Genomic DNA, 20,568 nt, shown 5'->3' on the forward strand with positions numbered 1-20,568 from the left:
CCCGTGACCTGCCCCGACCCCTACAGAGACAATGGACCCCGTGCGCTATCGCATCCTCGGCACCACTCAGGTACTCCGCCCCGACGGCACCCCGCTCGCGATCGGCGGGGCGCGGCTGCGGGCTCTGCTGACCGTGCTGGCGCTGCGGGCCGGTCGCACCGTGCCCGCGTCCCTGCTGGTCGAGGAGGTGTGGGACGAGGATCCGCCCGCCGACGCCCCGGGCGCCCTGCAGGCGCTGATCGGGCGGCTGCGCCGGGTCCTCGGCGCGGACGCCGTCGCCTCCGTGGACAGCGGCTACCGGCTCGCCGCCGCCCCCGACGACGTCGACCTGCACCGTTTCGAGCGGCTCACCGCCGACGGCACCCGCGCCCTCGCCGACGGCGACCCCGCCAAGGCGGCCGTCGTCCTCGACGACGCGCTCGCCCTGTGGCGCGGCCCCGCCCTCGCCGACCTGCCCGACCGCACCGCGGAGGCGGCCCGCTGGGAGACCCGGCGCCTCGACGCGCTCCGCGCCCGCCACACCGCCGCCCTCGCCCTCGGCCACGCCGAACAGTCCCTGCCCGAACTGACCGCCCTGTGCGACGGTCACCCCCTGGACGAACCCCTGCAGGTCCTGCGCCTGCGCGCCCTGCGCGACGCCGGCCGCACCGCGGAGGCGCTGGCCGCCTACGAGGACGTACGGCATCTGCTGGCGGACCGGCTGGGGTCCGACCCGGGGCCGGAACTGCGCGCGCTGCACGCGGAGTTGCTCAGCCCGGGGCCCGCGCAGGCTCCGACGCCGCCGCAGGCGCCGAACGCCGGTGAGACCCTGAAGACGCCGGGTAACCTCCGCGCTCGTCTCACCTCCTTCGTCGGCCGGGAGGCCGACATCGAGGCCATCCGGGGTGACATCGCGGCGGCTCGGCTCGTCACGCTGCTCGGGCCCGGCGGGGCCGGCAAGACGCGGCTGTCGCAGGAGGCCGCGGAGACCGTACGGTACGCGGCACGGGACGGCGTCTGGCTGGCCGAACTCGCGCCCGTCGACGACCCGGAAGCCGTACCGGAGGCCGTGCTCACCGCCGTGGGAGCACGCGAGACCGTCCTGTACGGCGCCGGAGCGGAGGCGATGCGGGCCGGGAACGAGCGCCACGACGACCCCGTCGAACGCCTCGTCGAGCACTGCGCCAGGCGCCGCATGCTGATCGTCCTCGACAACTGCGAGCATGTCGTCGACGCGGCCGCGCGGCTCGTCGAGGAGCTGCTGGAGCGCTGTCCGGAACTGACGGTGCTCGCCACCAGCCGTGAACCCCTCGGCGTACCAGGGGAGTTGCTGCGTCCGGTGGAGCCGCTGCCCGAGCCGGTCGCACTGCGGCTGCTCGCCGACCGCGGAGCGGCGGCGAAGGCCGGATTCCGTACGGAGGACGATCCGGAGGCGTGCGCGGAGATCTGCCGGCGCCTCGACGGACTGCCCCTCGCGATCGAGCTCGCGGCCGCCCGCCTCCGCATGTTGACGCCGCGTCAGATAGCGGACCGGCTCGACGACCGCTTCCGCCTCCTCACCTCCGGCAGTCGCACCGTCCTGCCCCGCCAGCAGACACTGCGGGCCGTCGTCGACTGGTCCTGGGACCTGCTCGACGAGGACGAACGGGACGTGCTGCGGCGGCTGTCGGTCTTCGCGGGCGGCTGCGACCTTCCCGCCGCCGAGGCCGTGTGCGGCCCGGTCGCGCTCGAGGCGCTCGGCTCGCTCGTCGACAAGTCCCTGGTCGTGGCGGCTCCTTCGGGCGACGGATGCATGCGCTACCGGCTCCTCGAAACCGTCGCCGAGTACGCGGCCGAGCGGCTGGAGGAGTCCGGCCTGCGCACGGAGACCGAGCGTACCCACCTCACGTACTACCGCGAACTCGCCCGCACCACCGACCCGTTGCTGCGCGGTGCCGGACAGCTCGCCGCCATCCACCTCCTGGAGCGCGAGTACGAGAACCTGCGCACCGCGCTGCGCCACGCCGTCGCCGAGCGCGACGAGCAGGAGGCGATCTGCCTGATCCTGTCGCTTGCCTGGTACTGGCAGATGCGCGACCTGCGCATCGAGGCCCGCAACTGGTCACGCGAGGTCCAGCCCCTCGGCCCCGACCCCTTCGCCGAGCCCGCGCGGCCCGCCGCCCCGGTGTGGGAGCGCTGTACGGACACCCCGCCCCCGTGGACCGGCGAGGTCCTCGACGAAGCCCGGCGCGGTCTGCACCTCGTGGAGATCGCCGGCATGGACACCGAACTGGACGCCTGGCAGACCCCGGAGGCACAGGCGAGGCTGGGCATCATCGCGCAGACCTACGAGCCCGGTCTCCCGCAGACCTGCCGGGCGCCCGGCTCCCTCTGGTTCTTCGCCGTCATGCTCAGCGGCGACATGGACCTGGTGCGAAGGGTCCTGGACGCCGCCGTGCGCACCTGCCGTTCCACGCCCGCGTACGAGTGGGAGCTCGCCGCCGCGCTGCAGTGGCGCGCCAACATCCACGCCAACCGCAGCGACTGGGCGGGCGACGCGACCCGCGACGCCGAGGAGGCACTGGAGATCTACCGCAGGCTCGGGGACCAGTGGGGAACCGCCGAGTCGCTGTCCGCGCGCGGTGAGGCCCACGAGCGCAAGGGCGAGTGGCGGCTGGCCGCCGCCGACTACGAGGCCGCGATCGAGCACGCCGAACGGATCGGCGCCCGCGCTCAGATGGCGGTGCTGGGTGCCCGGCTGGGATCCGCGCTCCTGGAGGCGGGCGAGGCCGAGCGCGGCGAGCGCCTGCTGCGCGACGTGATAGCCCGGAAGGACGGCACGAGCAACGAGGCGATGCCCGCCGCCCGGATGTTCCTGGCCGCCTGGCTCGTCATGACCGACCGGATCCCGGAGGCGCGCGAACAACTGCGGCTGCTGCGTGAGCAGTTCAAGATCGCGCACTTCGTCATCTTCGACGCCTTCATCCTCGGCTCGGAGGCTTGGGTGGAGGCCGCCGACGGCCGGTACGAGGAGTGCCTGGACAAGGTGAGGCAGGCACTGGCGCGAGCCGGTGACCCGCTGTCCGAGGCCATCGCCCCGCACATGCGTTCCACGTATCTGGCCATCGCCGCGATGGCCCTCGCCAGTGCCGACGGCGGCAGCCGCGCCCACGACGCCGCCCGCTGCCTCGGCGCCGCCGACGCACTGCTGCCGCCCAGTCACATCCGCTCGACCCTGGAACGTGAGGCGCACGACCGGGCCGTGCGGCGGACGCGCACCGCGCTCGGCGACGAGGCGTACGAGGCCGCGTACGCCGAGGGCGGCGGCCTCTCCCCGGAGGAGGCCGCCGCCCTGGTCTGACGCGTACCGACGAAACGTCCGCCGGATGGTCAGGTCTTGGTGCGGAACTTGTGGATCGCGAACGGCGCCATCACCGCCGTGAGCGCCACCGACCAGCCGAGCGTCACCCACAGACCGTGCGCGACCGGGCCGCCCACCATAAGCCCGCGCGCGGCGTCCGCGAGCGAGGACAGCGGGTTGTAGTCGGTGAAGTTCTGCAGCCAGCCCGGCATCGACTGGGTCGGTGCGAAGATCGACGAGCCGAACTGCAGCGGCATCAGCACCAGAAAGCCCATCGCCTGCACGGACTGCGCGCTCTTCATCACCACGCCGAGGGTGAGGAACACCCACATCAGCGCCGAGCCGAACACCGCGGACAGGCCCACGGAGGCGAACAGTCCGGGCCAGTTGGTGATGTCGAAGCCGACGAGGACGCCGACGACCATGAGGACCGCGGTCGCGAACAGCATCCGCATCAGCTCCACCACGATCTTGGCGAACAGCACGGAGCCGCGCCCGATCGGCAGCGACCGGAACCGGTCCATGACACCGCTGTTGAAGTCGGTGTTGAAGCCGGTGCCGACCCCCTGGGCCATGTTCATGCCCATCATGGCCATCAGTCCGGGCACGACGTACTGCACGTACGCCTCCTGCCCGCCGCCGAGCGACTGCCCGATGGAGCCGCCGAAGACGTACACGAACAGCAGGGTGAAGATGACCGGGAACAGGACGGCGTCGAACATCGACTCCGGGTCCTGCCGGATCCACAGCAGATTGCGGCGGATGAGGGCGCCGGTGTGACGCAGATGGCCGCGCAGGGAAATACGGGCGTCGGCAGCGGTGATGGTGGCGGCGCTCATACGGCGACCTCCTCGCGGGTGTCGGTGGGCGCGGCGTCCTGCGGGGTGCTCGCGCGGTGGCCGGTGAGGGACAGGAACACCTCGTCCAGGCTGGGCAGTTCGGTGCTGATCGAGGAGAGGGTGATACCGCGCGCGACGACCGCGCCGGTGACGGCGGTGAGCTGCTCGTCGCTGAGGATCGGCACGAGGACGGAGCCGCTCGCGGTGTCCACCGTGGTCGCGGCGAGCCCGGTGATGCCGAGTTCGTCGAGGTCGCGGGCGAGCGGCCGCAGCCGCAGCGGATCGGCGGGCCGGATGCGCAGAGTGCGCCCGCCCACCTTGGCCTTCAGGTCGTCGATGGCGCCGCCCGCGATGACCTTGCCCCGGTCGACGACGGTCAGCTCGGAGGCGAGCTGCTCGGCCTCCTCCATGTACTGGGTGGTGAGGAGCACGGTCACGCCCTCTCCCACCATGGTCTTGACCTCGTCCCACACCTCGTTTCGGGTGCGTGGGTCGAGTCCGGTGGTCGGCTCGTCGAGGTACAGCACGGCCGGACGCCCGATCATCGAGGCGGCGAGGTCGAGGCGCCGTCGCATACCGCCGGAGTACGTGGCCGCCGGGCGCCTGGCGGCTTCGGTGAGCGAGAACCGCTCCAGCAGTTCGTCGGCGCGGGCGCGGGCGTCCTTGCGGGACAGGTCGAGCAGGCGCCCGATGAGATACAGGTTCTCCCAGCCGGGGAGCTTCTCGTCCACGGAGGCGTACTGGCCGGTGAGTCCGATCACCCGGCGCAGCTGGCGGGGCTGCCGTACGACGTCGTAGCCGGCGACGACCGCCTGGCCGGAGTCGGGGGCGAGCAGCGTGGACAGGATCCGGACGAGGGTGGTCTTCCCGGCCCCGTTCGGCCCGAGCACCCCCATGACGGTGCCCTCGCGCACGTCCAGGTCGACGCCGTCCAGCGCCTTGGTCTCGCCGTAGTGCTTGACCAGCCCTCGCACGGTCACCGCCGCGTCGGGGTTCTTGTCGATTCGCGTCATGGGGAAGACGGTGTCAGCGCCCACCTACAAACCACCGACAGGCCACCGACATTCGCCAACACCCGACCGACAGCACGGAATCTTTCCCCGACGACGGCCGTAACCATCAATTGAGGAACCACGACGACGAGCAACCACGTCCGCGAGAGCGGCGCCGGCTTAGGCGCAAAGGCAGCAGCCCGCCGACGGGGGATGATCGGCGGGCTGCCTGCGTGCCGCTATGGCCTCAGTGGACGGAGTGTTCCTCCGACGGGAACGTCCCGCCGACGACGTCCTCCGCGAACGCCTTGACCGCGTCGCCCATGACCTCGCGCAGATTGGCGTACTGCTTCACGAACTTCGGCACCCGCCCGGACGTCAGCCCCAGCATGTCCGTCCAGACCAGCACCTGCGCGTCCGTCTCCGCGCCCGCCCCGATCCCGACCGTCGGGATGTGCAGCAGACGCGTGACCTCCGCGGCGAGCTCCGCCGGAACCAGTTCCAGGACGACCGCGAACGCGCCCGCGTCCTGCACGGCCTTCGCGTCCCGCAGCAGCCGCGCCGCCGCCTCGTCGCCCCGGCCCTGCACCCGGTAGCCCATCGCGTTCACCGACTGCGGGGTCAGCCCGATGTGCGCCATGACCGGGATGCCGGACTCCACCAGCAGCTCGATCTGGCGGTGCGAGCGCTCACCGCCCTCCAGCTTCACCGCGCCGACGCCGGCCTCCTTCACCAGCCGCGTCGCCGAGCGCAGCGCCTGTACCGGCCCCTCCTGGTACGAGCCGAAGGGGAGGTCGCCGACGATCAGGGCGCGCTGGGTGCCGCGCACGACCGCCGCCGACAGCATGGTCATCTCGTCGAGGGTGACGGGCACGGTGGTCTCGTACCCGAGGTGGCAGTTGCCCGCCGAGTCGCCGACCAGGATCACCGGGATCCCGGCCTCGTCGAAGACGGACGCGGTCATCGCGTCGTACGCGGTGAGCATGGGCCACTTCTCGCCGCGCTCCTTGGCTGCGGCGATGTCGCGCACGGTGATACGACGGGTGCCCTTCCCCCCGTACAGCGCCTTGCTGCCGTCGGAGGGCCTGTTCTGCGCAGTGCGGGCAGCCGAAAGCTGCGTCATTGCAACGGCTCCTTACGTCATCTCGAGGCGCCCTGACGGCGTCCCCGGACCGTCTCCATGGTGGCACCTCGTGCCACGCGCGGCCAGACCGGGACACGGGACTTCGGTCACTCGCCGAGACCGACGTCGTACGCCCGGGCCCGTCGTACGTCCCATGGCCCAGGTCCGTTCTTAAGGTCGCGGTAAAGGTCTTAAGGTCTCTGCAAAGGATTCCGATACGAGACGGTTCCGTATCGAAATGCGCCTAGGCTCGACCGTATGACTACTCCTGCCGTCCCTGCCTCCCGGGTCCCGGAAGCGGTGCACCGGCGTCGTTGGGCGATCCTCGGCGTCCTGATGCTGAGCCTGCTGATCGTGGTGCTCGACAACTCGATCCTGAACGTCGCCATCAAGACGATCTCGACCCCGGCCCCGACCGGCCTCGGCGCCACCCAGAGCGAGCTGGAGTGGGCGATCAACTCCTACACCCTCGTCTTCGCGGGACTGCTGTTCACCGCCGGCCTGCTCGGCGACCGCATCGGCCGCAAGAAGGTTCTGCTCGGCGGCCTCGCGGTGTTCGGCATCGGCTCGGCCCTCGCCGCCGAGTCCGGCTCGCCCGGCCAGCTCATCGCCTTCCGTGCCCTGATGGCCCTCGGTGCCGCCTTCGTCATGCCGGCCACCCTCGCCGTCCTCATGAACGTCTTCGAGCGCGAGGAGCAGCCCAAGGCCATCGGCCTCTGGGCGGGCGGCGTGGGCCTCGCCATCGCCATCGGGCCCATCACCGGTGGTGTACTGCTCGACCACTTCTGGTGGGGCTCGGTCTTCCTCGTCAACGTGCCGATCGTGATCCTCGCGATCGGGCTGATGCTGTGGCTGGTGCCCGACTCCCGCGACCCCCACCCCGGGCGGATCGACCCCGTCGGCGTCGCGCTGTCCGTCGTGGGCCTGGTCCTGCTCGTCTACGGCATCATCAAGGGCGGCGAACTGGCCGACTTCACGGACGTGACCGTGCTGTCGACCATCGCCGCCGGTCTCGCCGTCCTCGTCGCGTTCGTCGTGTTCGAGAAGCGCAGCGACCACCCCTCCATCGACGTCACGTACTTCAAGAACAAGGTCTTCTCGGCCGCGATCGCCGCCCTGGCCCTGGTCTTCTTCGCGCTGATGGGCGTGACCTTCTTCTCCGTCTTCTACACCCAGACCGTGCGCGGCTACTCGCCGCTGCAGACCGGCCTGCTGATGCTGCCGCTGGCCGCCGCCCAGCTGATCTTCGCGCCGCGCGCCCGGCTCCTGGTCGACCGCTTCGGCAACAAGGCGACGACCACCGGCGGCATGCTGCTCTGCGCCGCGACGCTGAGCGCGTTCGCCACGCTGGACAAGGACACGCCGATCTGGGTCCTGGAGGTCGTCTTCTTCCTCATGGGCACCGGCATGGCGCACATCATGACCCCGACCAGCGTCGTCATCATGCAGGCCCTGCCCCGCGAGAAGGCCGGCTCGGCCTCCGCGCTCAGCAACACCTTCCGCCAGGTCGGCGGCGCCCTGGGCATCGCCGTGCTCGGCTCGGCGCTGTCCACGGCGTACCGCTCGGGCATCGAGGACAAGCTGGGCGTGGTGCCCCCCTCCCTGCGCGACACGGCCGGAGAGTCCATCGAGGCCACGCTGGGAGTCGCTGCGAAACTCGGCAAGCAGGGCGAGTCCCTCGTCGCGCCCGCCAACGACGCCTTCCTGCACGCGATGCACGTCACCGCGTTGTGCGGAGCCGGTGTGGCGGTGATCGGCGCGGTCGTGCTCGCGCTGTTCCTGCCTGGGAAGGCGCCGGCCCGTCAGAAGGACCAGGAGGAGGCCGCGTTGGTGACCGCGGGGGAGTAGTGGTTCAGCCTGCCTCGAGCCGCACTGCCGTACTCGGGGGGGAGAATTTCCCCCGGTACAACGAAGGGACGGACTGAAGTGAGTCTTGCCGGCAGCCGGCCCCGCCCGGAAGGCGGCGCCAAGGGGCGCCCCCGCAGCGAGGCCGCGGAACGGGCCATCCTGGAGGGCACGATGAAGCTCCTGGAGGACGGCGTGCCGCTCGCCGAGCTCTCCATCGAGCGCATCGCCCGCACCGCGGGCGTCGGCAAGGCCACCATCTACCGCCGCTGGAGCGGCAAGGAGGAACTCTTCGTCGACGTGGTGCGCTCCGTCGAGCCCGACGACCCCGAACTGCCCGGCACCTCGATGCGCGACGACCTGGTCGTGCTGCTCGAGACGTTCCGGCAGCGCGGCCTGGCCAGACGGCAGTCGGCGATCCTGCGCAACGTCCACGCCCAGATGAAGAGCAGCCCCAGGATCTGGAACGCCTACGACGCGACCGTGATCGCCCCGCAGCGCAGACTCGGCCTGGAAGTCCTGCGCCGCGGCCGGGAGAACGGGGAACTGCGGCAGGACATCGACCTCGAACTCGTCAACGACCTCTTCGTCGGCCCCATGCTGGTGCGCTCCGTCCTGCGCCCGGACGCCGAACTCCCGGACGGCATGTCGGAGCAGATCGTCGACACCCTGCTCGAGGGACTACGGCCCGTCAGTTCGTAGGCGGGCGGGAGCGCTCCCCAATGTGCGCGTTTCGTCACAGAGCACATCCACCACGCCTTGTTCGGAACTCCGAACGCCGCCTTCCACGTCCTCGTGCCAGTACGGCCGTCGCAGGACGGCACGAACGGAACCGATCATCCCCTAGGGTCGTACCCGGGGGACGACGGTGTGCACGGCAGGTAGTGAGGCGACGGTATGGCGCAGCAGGCGTACGTGACGGAGACGGACGGCGGCGGCTCGGCGGACGAGCAGCGGGGTCACCGGCTCCGGCGCCTGACGAACCGCCTGGTCACCGGCTGGCGCGGCGACCCCGGAATCTGGCGCCGCGGCATCGCCCTCGCCGCGATCGCCGTGCTCCTCGCCCTGGTGATGCTGCTGCACTCGCGCATCCCGAACCGGTACGGCAACCTCGGCAGTCTCACCGAGACCTTCCTGCCCTGGCTGGGCCTGCTGATCCCGCTCCTTCTCCTCCTGGCCCTGCTGCGCAGGTCCGCGACCGCGCTGCTCGCGACGCTGCTGCCGGTGATCGTGTGGCTGAACCTCTTCGGCGGGCTGCTCGGCGACAAGACGGGCCCCGGCGGCGACCTCACGGTGGCCACGCACAACGTCAACGCCGAGAACGCCGACCCGTCCGGCACCGCCCGTGACGTGGCCGCCTCCGGCGCGGACGTGCTGGCACTGGAGGAGCTGACGGCCTCGGCGGTTCCCGTGTACGAGAAGGCGCTGGCGTCGACTTACCGGTACCACTCGGTGCAGGGCACGGTCGGGCTGTGGAGCAAGTACCCGCTGAGCGGCGCGAAGCCGGTCGACATCAAGCTGGGCTGGACCCGCGCCATGCGCGCCACGGCGACGACACCAGAGGGCCAGGTCGCGGTGTACGTCGCCCATCTCCCGTCGGTCCGCGTGAAGATGGAGGCCGGCTTCACCGCCCGGCAGCGCGACAAGAGCGCGGACGCGCTGGGCGAGGCCATCGCCGACGAGAAGCTCCCCAGGAAGATCCTGCTCGGCGACCTGAACGGCACGATGAACGACCGCGCCCTCAACGCGGTCACCTCCCAGATGCGCTCCACCCAGGGCGCGGCGGGCAGCGGCTTCGGCTTCAGCTGGCCGGCGTCGTTCCCCATGGCGCGGATCGACCAGATCCTGGTCCAGGGCGTCGAGCCGATGAGCTCGTGGACGGCGCCGGAGACGGGCAGTGACCATCTGCCGGTGGTGGCGCGTGTGAAGGTCGATACGTCGGCGTCGTGACGCATGGGCACGGAGGGCCGGGGCGGAGCCCCCGGTCGCCGGTCAGACCCACCCGCGCCGGCCGTCCGTGATCGGCGCGGTCACCGTCCCGCCTCAGGGATGTCGAAGCGGGCGAGGTCGCGCAGCCAGGCCCGTGCCGAACTGTCGGACGGTGCGCGCCAGTCGCCGCGCGGTGAGAGCGAACCGCCGGCCGAGACCTTCGGCCCGTTCGGCATGGCCGACCGCTTGAACTGCGCGAACGCGAAGAAGCGACGGCAGAAGACCTCCAGCCACTGCCGGATCTCGGGCAGGTCGTACGCGACCCGCTTGGCCTCCGGGAAGTTCGGCGGCCAGGCGCCGGCCTCCGGGTCGTGCCAGGCGTGCCAGGCCAGGAAGGCGATCTTCGACGGCCGGAAGCCGTACCGCAGCACGTGGAAGAGGGTGAAGTCGTGCAGCGCGTACGGGCCGATCTTGGACTCGGTGGACTGCATCTCCTCGCCCGGCACGAGTTCCGGGCTGATCTCCGTGTCGAGGATCGCCGCGAGCGTCTTGCCGGTCTCGTCGTCGAACTGGCCACTGCTGATGACCCAGCGGATCAGATGCTGGATCAGCGTCTTCGGCACGCCCGAGTTGACGTTGTAGTGGCTCATCTGGTCGCCCACGCCGTACGTGGACCAGCCGAGGGCCAGTTCGGAGAGGTCGCCGGTGCCGAGGACGATGCCGCCGCGCTGGTTGGCGAGCCGGAACAGGTAGTCGGTGCGCAGTCCGGCCTGAACGTTCTCGAAGGTGACGTCGTACACGGGCTCGCCGGAGGCGAACGGGTGGCCCATCTCCTTGAGCATCAGCCGTGCGGTCGGCGTGATGTCCAGCTCGGCCGCGGTGACGCCGAGCGAGTTCATCAGCTTGTGGGCGTTGTCCTTGGTGTGGTCGCTGGTGGCGAAGCCGGGCAGGGTCCAGGCCAGGATGTCGCTGCGCGGGCGGCCCGCGCGGTCCATCGCGCGGGCGGCGACGATCAGCGCGTGCGTGGAGTCCAGGCCGCCCGACACCCCGATGACCACCTTCGCGCCGCCGATCGACGCGAGGCGCTGCTGGAGCCCCTCGACCTGGATGTTGTACGCCTCGAAGCAGTCCAGGGCGAGGCGGTCGGGGTCGGCCGGCACGAACGGGAAGCGCTCCAGGCGACGGCGCAGCCCCAGGTCGGTGAGCGGCGGATCGAGCTCGAAGGCGACCGTCCTGAAGTCGCCGGTCCGCGCGCGGTGCGTACGTCGGTTGTCGTCGAACGTGCCCATCCGCTGCCGCTCCTGCCGCAGCAGGTCGAGGTCCACGTCGGCCACCGCGTGACTGTCGCCGAGCGGGAAACGCTCCGTCTCCGCCAGCAGCGCGCCGTTCTCGTAGACCATGGCCTGGCCGTCCCAGGACAGGTCGGTGGTCGACTCGCCGAGGCCGGCCGCCGCGTAGACGTACGCGGCGAGGCAGCGGGAGGACGCCGAGCGGCACAGCAGCTTGCGGTCCTCGGCCCGCCCGACCGTGATGGGGCTGCCCGAGAGATTGACGAGGAGGGTCGCTCCGGCGAGGGCCGCCTCCGCACTGGGCGGCACGGGCACCCACATGTCCTCGCAGATCTCGGCGTGCAGCACGAGACCGGGCACGTCCCCCGCCGCGAACAGCAGATCCACGCCGAACGGTACGGCCTCGCCGCCGACGCGGATCGACCCGCCGCGCTCGTCGGCGCCGTCGGCGATCTGCCGGCGCTCGTAGAACTCCCGGTAGTTCGGCGGGTACGACTTGGGTACGACACCGAGGACGCGGCCGCGGTGCACGATCACCGCACAGTTGTAGATCCGGTTGCGGTGGCGCAGCGGTGCCCCGACGACCAGCACCGGCAGCAGGTCCGCCGAGCCGGCCACCACCTCCTGCAGCGCCTCCTCGACCTGGTCGAGGAGCGCGTCCTGCAGCAACAGATCCTCGATCGAGTAACCGCACAGCACCATCTCCGGGAAGACGGCGACCGCCACCCCCTCCTCGGCGCACCGGCGCACGTGACGCAGGACCGCTTCGGCGTTGGCATGCGGGTCCGCGATGACGGTGTGGCCCGTACATGCCGCGACGCGTGCGAAGCCGTGCTGATAGATCGACCAGAAGTTCAACGGAGGCACGCGCTCAGTGTAATCGTCAGAGCGACACGATGGGGTGGTGCGGGATGTCGGATACCCCACGCCACCCCATCAGCAGGGTGCCGTCGTCAGCGGCGGCCGTACGACTCCACGTATCCGGCCGCGGGCGAACCCACGCCGGTCACGTCGTCGTAGCCCTTCACCGCGGACAGCGAGCTGTCCTTGCCGAGGCTGCGGACCGAGGTGATCAGGCCTTCGGACGCGTCATAGCCGTTCGCGAAGTCGACGCGGGCCACCGCCAGGCCGGAGCCCGTCGGGTTGTCCGTGACGTCGTGGTACACCTTCGACCCGTACTTGGCGTAGATCGCCGGGTTGGCGAAGCCGATCGGCTTGCCGCCGCGGGCCTCCTGGGCCAGGGCCTGGACGGCCGCGATGACCGGCGCGGCCAGCGAGGTGCCGCCGATGCGGTACTCGCTGTACTGCTGCGACCCGTCCGGGAAGGTCTGCGTCTGGCCGACCTTGAAGCCGGTGTTCGGGTCGGCGATCGCCGCGATGTCCGGGACGACGCGGTTGCCGGCCGGGTTGTTCGCCGTCGCGAGCGTGTTCGGGACGACGCCCTTCTGGTAGTAGGGCTCGGCGACCGTCCTGCTGGTCCCGCCGCCCGCGCCCGAGGTGAAGGCGCCCGGGAAGTTCACCCAGCTCTTGCCGTCGTCCGACAGCAGGGCCTTCTCGGTGCCCCAGCCGGTCTCCCACAGGTACCTGTCGCCCTTGCCGACCGCCAGCGAGGTACCGCCGACCGCCGTCACCCACGCCGAGTTGGCCGGGGTGTCGACCTGCTTCGTCCCGGTGCCCGCGACCTCGTCGCCGTTGTCGCCTGAGGAGAAGTAGAAGCCGATGCCCTCGACCGCGCCGAACTGGAAGACCTGGTCGTAGGCGGCCGCGAGGTCCGGCGTCTGGTTGGCCTCGATGTCGCCCCACGAGTTGGAGACGATGTCGGCGAGGTGGTTGTCGACGATCTTGCTGAGCGAGTCGAGCAGGTCGTCGTCGTAGCAGGACGAGGCGCCGACGTACGTGATCTGCGCGGCCGGCGCGACCGCGTGCACGGCCTCGACGTCGAGGGTCTCCTCGCCGTACCAGCCGGCGGCGCCGCACTCGTCGGTCTTGGTGTAGTTCTTGGGCAGCACCTGGCGCAGCTGGCCGCTGGTGTACGCCGCGTCGCCGTGCTTCTTCGCGTAGGTGGCCGCGTCGAAGGCGATGGTAGGTGAGGCGTACGCGTCGGTGATGGCGACCCGCACCCCCTTGCCCGTGCGGGTGCCGGCGCCGTACGCGGCCCGCAGCTGCTTGCCGGTGTAGCCCTGCACCGCGTACGGGATCTTCGTGCCGTACGCGTCCGGCAGCGTGGTCGCGATGTTCGAGCCGTAGTACGAGGAGAACGGCCCGGAGTTCTTGAACACGGCGTCCGGAGGCGGCAGTTGGTCGGCGTGGGTCGCCTTGTGCGGCGCGTTGTCCAGGCCGGTGACGGTCAGGACGGCGCCGTTCAGGCTCTCCGGGGCGGAGGTCGTCGTCGACGGTGCGCGGTAGGTCTTCGAGCCCTTGGCGAAGTTGTGCAGCTGGGTGCCGAACGCCTTCTCGGCGGCGGCCACGTCGCCGGTGACGGAGACATAGTGCTGCGTGACGCCCGTGACCTTCAGACCGGCCGACGTCAGCCAGGACCTGACCGCGGCCACCTGGGCCTTGGTCGCGCCGAAGCGGGCCTGGGCCTGCTCGGCGTTCAGATACCTGCCGTACGCGGCGGAGTTCGGGTCGGACACGGCCCTGGCGTAGGCGGCGAGGCCCGACGCGTCCCGGCCGGCGAGGTAGACCCGGGCGGAGACCTGGGCGCTGTTCGAGGTCGCGCCCTTGTCCGCCTTGGCCGTGGCCCACGCGGGCTTGGTCCCGGCCAGCGTGTCACGGTTCGGGTTGTCCGCGGCGTGCGCCGCGGGTATGCCGAGCGCCAGCGCACCCGCGAGCATGGGCAGTGTCGCCGCCAGGCCCACTCCGGCGCGCACCTTGGCGCGGTTGGATCTCATAAAACCCCCTGTGCGGTTCGTTCGCGAGTGGATCACTCGAGGTGGCCACTCTTGCGATGAACCGTTCATGCCAGGGGAATGAGGAAACCAAAAGGAGCCCAAGTAAGCGCTGTGTGGGGGAATTTGGCGGTTACGTCCGCGAACTCCAGGGAAATCCCCATGACTTCACGGTGCTGCGACTCAGGGCGCTAGGGCCGTGCCTCGGCTCCCCGCTCCTTCAGCATGCCCGCCATCAGTTCGATCTCCGACTCCTGCGCGTCGACCATGCCCTGCGCCAGCCGCTTCTCCACCCCGACGGTGCACTTGGCGGCACAGCCCTCGGCCATGTGGACGCCACCCTTGTGATGGTCCGTCATGAGCTGGAGGTAGAAGACCTCGGCCTGCTTGCCGCTGAGCGTCTCGAGCTTCTTCAGCTCGGTGTCGGTCGCCATGCCCGGCATCAGCGCGCCGTCCTTGCCGGAGGCCATGTCGCCCATGCCCATCCACGTCATCGGCGCGTCCGACGACACCTTCGGCAGCCCCCACAGGTCCAGCCAGCCCAGCAGCATGCCGCGCTGGTTGGCCTGCGTCTGCGCGATGTCGTAGGCGAGGCGGCGCACTTCCTCGTCCTCGGTGCGGTCGCGCACGATGTACGACATCTCGACGGCCTGCTGGTGGTGCACGGCCATGTCGCGCGCGAACCCGGCGTCCGCGGAGTCGGCGGACGGCGTCGTCGCACCCGAGCCGCCGTCCTCGGCGAGGGCATAGGTGATCGCGCCGGCGGCGACGAGTGCCGCCGCCGCGGTTCCCGCGATCCAGCCCGCGTGCTTCCTCACTTCATCGTCCCGCCGGTGCACGAGGCACCCGGCTCGGGCGTCTGCTCGCCCTGCACGAACTTCTCGAAGAACTTGTCGACGTTCGGGTCGCTCGCGCCCGTCACCGTGCGCTGGTGGCCCCATGCCGTGAGCATGATCGGGTCCGCCTGCTTCTCGTCCGGGCTCATCAGCGTGTACGGCGTCTTCTTCACCTTGGCCGCGAGCGCGTCGACGTCGGCCTTCGACGCCTTGCTGTTGTACGTCACCCAGACGGCGCCGTGCTCCAGCGAGTGCACGGCGTTCATGTTGTTGACCGGCTCGGTGTAGACGTTGCCGTTGCAGTTCAGCCAGACCGGGTTGTGGTCACCGCCGACCGGGGGTTCCGCCGGGTACTTCACGGTCTTGGTGACGTGGGTGCGGCCCAGCTTCCCCTTCCAGGTCTTCACCCCGTCCGAGCCCATGACGAAACTGCCCGAGCTATTGGCGTCGCTCGCCTCGTCCTTGTCCCCGCCCTGCGACTTCACGACGAAGACACCGCCGACGACGAGCCCCGCGACCACCACGACGCTCGCCGCGATCGTGAGGATCCGGTTGCGCCGCTCGCGGGCCTGCTCCGCGCGCCGCATCTCTTCTATGCGCGCCTTGCGTGCGCCGGTGCTGCTCTTCTTCGCGGCCATGGGGTGTGTCCTTCGGGGGGAAAGGGACAGTCGGTGCGCTGATCGTAATGGGGCAGGAGTGACGACCCGCAGGGAGGGCACAGCATCGGCCGGATCGGTACGGCCCCCCGGCGCACCGCACCGCCGATATTTTGAACCGCGGATGCGCATTATTTAGGCTGCGGGTATGCGGCTGCTGCGCTCCACCGACCTGGCCCTGCGTGTCCTCATGAGGCTCGCCGTCACCGGCGGGTCCAGCCCCACGACCCGCGAGGTCGCGGCGGACATGGACGTGCCGTACACGCACCTGGCGAAGGTCGTCGCCGAACTCCAGCATATGGGGTTGCTCGACGCCCGGCGCGGCCGGGGCGGCGGGCTCTCCCTCACCGAGAAGGGCCGCACGGCGTCCGTGGGCGCCCTCGTCCGCGCCTTCGAGGGGGAGGGCGACGTCGTCGAGTGCGAGGGCGCCACACCGTGCCCCCTGAACTCCGCCTGCCGGCTGCGCGGCGCGCTGCGCCGGGCCCAGGAGGCGTTCTACGCCTCGCTGGACCCGCTGACCGTGAACGACATGGTCGCCGCCCCGACGGGGCCGTTGCTGCTGGAGATCGGCCGGGCGTCTTAGGGCCCTTCTGAGGGATCTCCGCGGCGTCGCGACGCCCGGCACGCTCCTCCACTGCCTCAAAGGGCGTGGGAGGTGCCCCACTCGCCGGACGCCGCTCCTTGTCCCACGGAGACCCATCAGAAGGGCCCTCCAGTCGCCTTTGCGGAGTCCCGGGCAGGTCGGGCGAAGTCCGCTGCGGTCCGGCAGCGGCCTGAAGGGGTGCAGGGCCGCATCGATCATGCGGCTCCGCCGCGCGGGCGCGACCGGCCACGATGGCGCCGCAGACGATCGACGGCACAGCGCGGCGCCTGCAGTGGAGCGCTCAGCCCTCCTGGGCCAGCCACAGATCCGGCCCGAACACCTCGTAGTGGATGTCGGCCGGTGCCACGCCCTTCTCGATCAGCTGGGCCCGTACCGCGCGCATGAACGGCAGCGGGCCGCACAGGTACGCGCGCGTGCCGGGCGCGACGGGCACGCGCGCGAGGTCGGCGAGCCCCGAGTGGGCGGCCGCCGGGGCGTCCTCCTCGTACCAGAAGTGGACAGCCGCCTCCGGCAGCTTCCCCGCGTACGCCTCCTGGTCGTCGCGCAGGGCGTGCTCGGCGGGGGAGCGGTCTGCGTGCACGACGGTGACCGGGGCGCGGTGCCCGGACTCGGCGAGCTGCTCCAGCATCGCGACCATCGGGGTCACGCCGATGCCGGCGGAGGCGAGCAGCAGGGGCGTGTCCGCGGCGTCGTCGAGGACGAGGTCGCCGTAGGGGGCCGACAGCTGCAGAACGCTGCCCTCGCGCACGCGCGCGTGGAGGTGGTTCGAGACCTCGCCGTCGGGTGCCGTGCCGTCGTGGACCCGCTTCACGCTGATCTGCCGCACCGTCGCGTCCGGCGCCCCGGAGAGGCTGTACTGCCGTATCTGGCGGGCACCGTCCGGGAGCTCGACGCGTACGGAGACGTACTGCCCCGCGCGGAAGCCGGCCACCGGTCCGCCGTCGACGGGCCGCAGCCGGAAGGTCACGACGTCGGCGGTCTCCGTGACCCGCTCCACGACCTGCCAGTCCCGCCAGCCGGGCTCGCGGGCCTCCTCGTACAGCCGCTTCTCGATCGCGATCAGCGCGTTCGCCATCAGCCAGTAGACCTCGTCCCAGGCGGCCGCCACCTCGGGGGTGACGGCCTCGCCCAGCACATCGGCGATGGCGGCGAAGAGGTGCTCGTGGACGATCGCGTACTGCTCGGGCGTGACGCCCAGCGACGCGTGCTTGTGGGCGATCCGGCCGAGCATCGCGTCGGGCCGCCGGTCCGGGTGCTCCAGGAGGTGCGTCGCGAAGGCGGCGATCGAACCGGCCAGGGCCTGACGCTGGGTGCCGGCGGCCTGGTTGCCGCGGTTGAAGAGGTCGCGCAGCAGCTCGGGGTGGGCGGCGAACATCCCGGCGTAGAAGCGCTCGGTGATCTCGCCCAGGGCCGCCCCGACGGCGGGGAGGGTGGCGCGGACGGTGGCGGCGGACGGCTCGGACAGCATCGGGGCTCCTTGTGGCTCGGCTGATCGGCACCGTATTTAAACTTGCATCCAAGATGCAAATTAAAGGGAAGTGGTGTCGCTCACGCAGGAGCTCGCGCAGGAAAGGGGTCGGCCATTACGGATGTCGGTCCGAGCAGGCAAGATGGGCGGAAGAGCAGTACACCTGCCCGACGTGAGGCGTTCGGGCCGCGGTCGCTTCGGCGATCAAGGTCCGCAACGCGCATGAAATGCTGTTGTGGTGGGATGCTCAGGTGCCCGACCGCCTCCCGCGGTACCGGAGACAGGCGGCCTGACCAGCAAGGATGGGGAAGCGGAAGATGGACAAGCAGCAGGAGTTCGTGCTCCGGACGTTGGAGGAGCGCGACATCCGGTTCGTACGGCTGTGGTTCACGGACGTGCTGGGCTTCCTCAAGTCCGTGGCCGTGGCCCCGGCCGAGCTGGAACAGGCCTTCGACGAGGGCATCGGCTTCGACGGCTCCGCGATCGAGGGCTTCGCCCGGGTCTACGAGTCCGACATGATCGCCAAGCCGGACCCCTCGACCTTCCAGGTACTGCCCTGGCGCGCGGAGGCCCCCGGCACCGCCCGCATGTTCTGCGACATCCTCATGCCGGACGGCTCCCCGTCCTTCGCCGACCCGCGCTACGTCCTGAAGCGCGCCCTGGCCCGAGCCTCCGACCTGGGCTTCACCTTCTACACCCACCCCGAGATCGAGTTCTTCCTCCTGAAGGACAAGCCGGTCGACGGCACCCGCCCGACCCCCGCCGACAACTCCGGCTACTTCGACCACACCCCGCAGAACGTCGGCATGGACTTCCGCCGCCAGGCGATCACCATGCTGGAGTCGATGGGCATCTCGGTCGAGTTCTCCCACCACGAGGGCGCCCCCGGCCAGCAGGAGATCGACCTGCGGTACGCCGACGCCCTGTCCACAGCGGACAACGTCATGACGTTCCGCCTGGTCATGAAGCAGGTGGCGCTGGAGCAGGGCGTCCAGGCGACGTTCATGCCGAAGCCGTTCTCCGAGCACCCCGGCTCGGGCATGCACACGCACCTCTCCCTCTTCGAGGGCGACCGCAACGCGTTCTACGAGTCCGGCGCCGAGTACCAGCTCTCCAAGGTCGGCCGCTCCTTCATCGCCGGCCTGCTGCGGCACGCGGCGGAGACCTCGGCCGTCACCAACCAGTGGGTCAACTCCTACAAGCGCATCTGGGGCGGCTCCGAGCGCACCGCGGGCGCCGGCGGCGAGGCCCCGTCCTACATCTGCTGGGGCCACAACAACCGCTCGGCCCTGGTCCGCGTCCCGATGTACAAGCCCGGCAAGACCGGCTCCGCGCGCGTGGAGGTCCGCTCCCTCGACTCCGGCGCCAACCCGTACCTGGCGTACGCGGTGATGCTGGCCGCCGGCCTCAAGGGCATCGAGGAGGGCTACGAGCTCCCGCCCGGCGCCGAGGACGACGTCTGGGCCCTCTCCGACGCGGAGCGCCGCGCGATGGGCATCGAGCCGCTGCCGCAGAACCTCGGCGAGGCGCTGACGCTGATGGAACGCAGCGATCTTGTCGCCGAGACGCTCGGCGAGCACGTCTTCGACTTCTTCCTGCGCAACAAGCGGCAGGAGTGGGAGGAGTACCGGTCCGAGGTGACCGCGTTCGAGCTTCGGAAGAATCTGCCTGTGCTGTAACGGTTCGTTCGCCGTTGGGGCGTGGGGTCGCGTTGACGGCCCCGCGCCCCTGAAGGGGCGCTACTGAGCCGCCAGTTTCGCCAGTACCTGGTGGAGTGGCTCCGTCAGTCGTCGCTTGTACTCCTGGATCGCCCAGCCGTTGCCGTCCGGGTCCTTGAAGTACATGAACGTGGCGCCGTCCTGGGGTGCGAACTGCTGGGGCTCGGTCACCTCGAGGCCGCGGGACTTGAGCTCCTCGTAGGCCGCCTTGGCGTCCGTCACGCAGAGTTGCATGCCGTGGTACGTGCCCGGCTGCGGTGTGCCCGTCGGGACCCTCAGTCCGTCCACCAGGGCGATGGAACAGCCCGAACCCGGCGGTGTCAGCTGGACGATCCGGACCCCGGGCATCACCTCGCCGTCGAGGTCGACGTGGAAGCCGACCTTGTCGCGATAGAACTCCTTGGCCCGGTCCACGTCGGAGACCGGCAGCAGGATCACTTCGAGGCTCATGTCCATGGCGTGACTCCCTTGTCGACGTCAGTCGAACCGCCAGCGCGTCTGGCTGAACGGCTCCCCCTTACCGAAGCCGAAAACCGTGCGCGGCGCCACCGCGAAGACGGCGGCGTGGCCAGGACCGTGGTGGAAATAGCCATCCCGTACCTCGAAGTGCCAGAAACCGCCGTACTTCGCCTCCCACGCCGCGGCCAGCTCGCGCAGCCTGCCGTCGTCGGACACGCGCGCAGCCTCGCCCTCCACCACCAGGTCGTAGCCCTTGTTCCAGGTGCCGGTGCCGGTGGTCAGCACGACCTGCGGGTTCTCCGCGAGGTTGCGTGCCTTGCGCTTCTCCGGCCCGGTGCAGAAGTGCAGGGCGCCGTGCGCCCAGACCGCGGGCAGCGGTGATGGGGGTCCCCCCATGCCTTCAGGGCTATGGGGGAATGCGGCCGCCCGTCCGGTCGTACCGTCGAGATCCAGAACAGCTCGGCCTCGGCGAGCAGGGCCTCGGCCTCGGGCCAAGGGGTGGCGGTGGCTGACGTGTCGCTGTAACGGGGGTCGAGAAGGGTCTCGGGTTCGTTGTCGGGCATCGGCCGACCTCCTGTCGTGTCCCTACGACAGGGCAGA

At 70.7% G+C, this 20,568-nt stretch carries 15 protein-coding genes and 1 pseudogene; 6 read left to right on the plus strand and 10 right to left on the minus strand.

Annotation, left to right across the window (positions count from 1 at the left end; all coding sequences use genetic code 11):
• Positions 1-31 precede the first annotated feature (31 nt).
• Entirely contained in the window at positions 32-3,319 is a 3,288-nt protein-coding gene (locus ABZO29_RS32120) for a BTAD domain-containing putative transcriptional regulator (RefSeq protein ID WP_367323670.1), read from the plus strand.
• Positions 3,320-3,348: 29 nt separating this feature from the next.
• Here ABZO29_RS32120 and ABZO29_RS32125 read toward each other — a convergent pair whose 3' ends face one another.
• The 3 genes from ABZO29_RS32125 to panB form a co-directional block, all read right to left on the minus strand.
• Positions 3,349-4,158 carry an ABC transporter permease gene (locus ABZO29_RS32125; RefSeq protein WP_367323671.1) on the minus strand — a complete coding sequence of 270 codons (810 nt, stop codon included), beginning with the start codon at positions 4,156-4,158 and terminating at the stop codon, positions 3,349-3,351.
• The gene (locus tag ABZO29_RS32130) at positions 4,155-5,171 is read right to left on the minus strand and encodes an ATP-binding cassette domain-containing protein (RefSeq protein ID WP_367323672.1); all 1,017 of its coding nucleotides are present in this window, start codon (positions 5,169-5,171) and stop codon (positions 4,155-4,157) included. The genes ABZO29_RS32125 and ABZO29_RS32130 overlap by 4 nt, the downstream gene beginning before the upstream one ends.
• Before the next feature lie 226 nt (positions 5,172-5,397).
• Positions 5,398-6,273, minus strand: a complete 876-nt coding sequence (panB, locus tag ABZO29_RS32135) for a 3-methyl-2-oxobutanoate hydroxymethyltransferase (RefSeq protein ID WP_367323673.1) — start codon at positions 6,271-6,273, stop codon at positions 5,398-5,400.
• 258 nt (positions 6,274-6,531) lie between these two features.
• On the opposite strand from panB, the gene ABZO29_RS32140 reads away from it, so the two are divergent.
• The 3 genes from ABZO29_RS32140 (at position 6,532) to ABZO29_RS32150 (ending at position 10,068) form a co-directional block, all read left to right on the plus strand.
• Positions 6,532-8,121, plus strand: coding sequence for an MFS transporter (locus ABZO29_RS32140; RefSeq protein ID WP_367323674.1), 1,590 nt, complete (start codon positions 6,532-6,534; stop codon positions 8,119-8,121).
• A gap of 78 nt (positions 8,122-8,199) precedes the next feature.
• Positions 8,200-8,820, plus strand: coding sequence for a TetR/AcrR family transcriptional regulator (locus tag ABZO29_RS32145; RefSeq protein WP_367323675.1), 621 nt, complete (start codon positions 8,200-8,202; stop codon positions 8,818-8,820).
• Positions 8,821-9,015: 195 nt separating this feature from the next.
• Positions 9,016-10,068, plus strand: coding sequence for an endonuclease/exonuclease/phosphatase family protein (locus ABZO29_RS32150; RefSeq protein ID WP_367323676.1), 1,053 nt, complete (start codon positions 9,016-9,018; stop codon positions 10,066-10,068).
• Between the two features lie 80 nt (positions 10,069-10,148).
• Here ABZO29_RS32150 and ABZO29_RS32155 read toward each other — a convergent pair whose 3' ends face one another.
• The 4 genes from ABZO29_RS32155 to ABZO29_RS32170 form a co-directional block, all read right to left on the minus strand.
• Positions 10,149-12,203 (minus strand): NAD(+) synthase, encoded by a 2,055-nt coding sequence (locus ABZO29_RS32155; RefSeq protein WP_367323677.1) that lies wholly within the window; start codon positions 12,201-12,203, stop codon positions 10,149-10,151.
• A gap of 86 nt (positions 12,204-12,289) precedes the next feature.
• Complete coding sequence (locus ABZO29_RS32160; protein WP_367323678.1) at positions 12,290-14,230, minus strand: protease pro-enzyme activation domain-containing protein; 1,941 nt, start codon at positions 14,228-14,230, stop codon at positions 12,290-12,292.
• 188 nt (positions 14,231-14,418) lie between these two features.
• Positions 14,419-15,045: a DUF305 domain-containing protein gene (locus tag ABZO29_RS32165; RefSeq protein WP_367323679.1), complete on the minus strand. Its 627-nt coding sequence runs from the start codon at positions 15,043-15,045 to the stop codon at positions 14,419-14,421.
• On the minus strand, positions 15,042-15,701 hold the full coding sequence (locus ABZO29_RS32170) for a DUF3105 domain-containing protein (protein WP_367323680.1): 660 nt from the start codon (positions 15,699-15,701) through the stop codon (positions 15,042-15,044). Before ABZO29_RS32170 ends, ABZO29_RS32165 begins: the two co-directional genes overlap by 4 nt.
• 166 nt (positions 15,702-15,867) lie before the next feature.
• Between ABZO29_RS32170 and ABZO29_RS32175 the strand changes: the two genes are divergently transcribed.
• On the plus strand, positions 15,868-16,302 hold the full coding sequence (locus ABZO29_RS32175) for an Rrf2 family transcriptional regulator (protein WP_367323681.1): 435 nt from the start codon (positions 15,868-15,870) through the stop codon (positions 16,300-16,302).
• Positions 16,303-16,603: 301 nt separating this feature from the next.
• On the opposite strand, the gene ABZO29_RS32180 is transcribed toward ABZO29_RS32175, so the two are convergent.
• On the minus strand, positions 16,604-17,791 hold the full coding sequence (locus ABZO29_RS32180) for a globin domain-containing protein (RefSeq protein WP_367323682.1): 1,188 nt from the start codon (positions 17,789-17,791) through the stop codon (positions 16,604-16,606).
• A 317-nt stretch (positions 17,792-18,108) separates the two neighbouring features.
• Here ABZO29_RS32180 and glnA point away from each other — a divergent pair, with 317 nt between their 5' ends.
• On the plus strand, positions 18,109-19,470 hold the full coding sequence (glnA, locus tag ABZO29_RS32185) for a type I glutamate--ammonia ligase (RefSeq protein WP_367323683.1): 1,362 nt from the start codon (positions 18,109-18,111) through the stop codon (positions 19,468-19,470).
• Between the two features lie 60 nt (positions 19,471-19,530).
• Here the strand turns inward: glnA and ABZO29_RS32190 are convergent, their stop codons facing one another.
• Positions 19,531-19,965, minus strand: a complete 435-nt coding sequence (locus ABZO29_RS32190) for a VOC family protein (RefSeq protein WP_367323684.1) — start codon at positions 19,963-19,965, stop codon at positions 19,531-19,533.
• Between the two features lie 21 nt (positions 19,966-19,986).
• Positions 19,987-20,531, minus strand: a pseudogene (locus tag ABZO29_RS32195) (pyridoxamine 5'-phosphate oxidase family protein).
• Positions 20,532-20,568 lie beyond the last annotated feature (37 nt).

Source organism: Streptomyces sp. HUAS ZL42 (genome assembly GCF_040782645.1).
Lineage (GTDB): Bacteria > Actinomycetota > Actinomycetes > Streptomycetales > Streptomycetaceae > Streptomyces.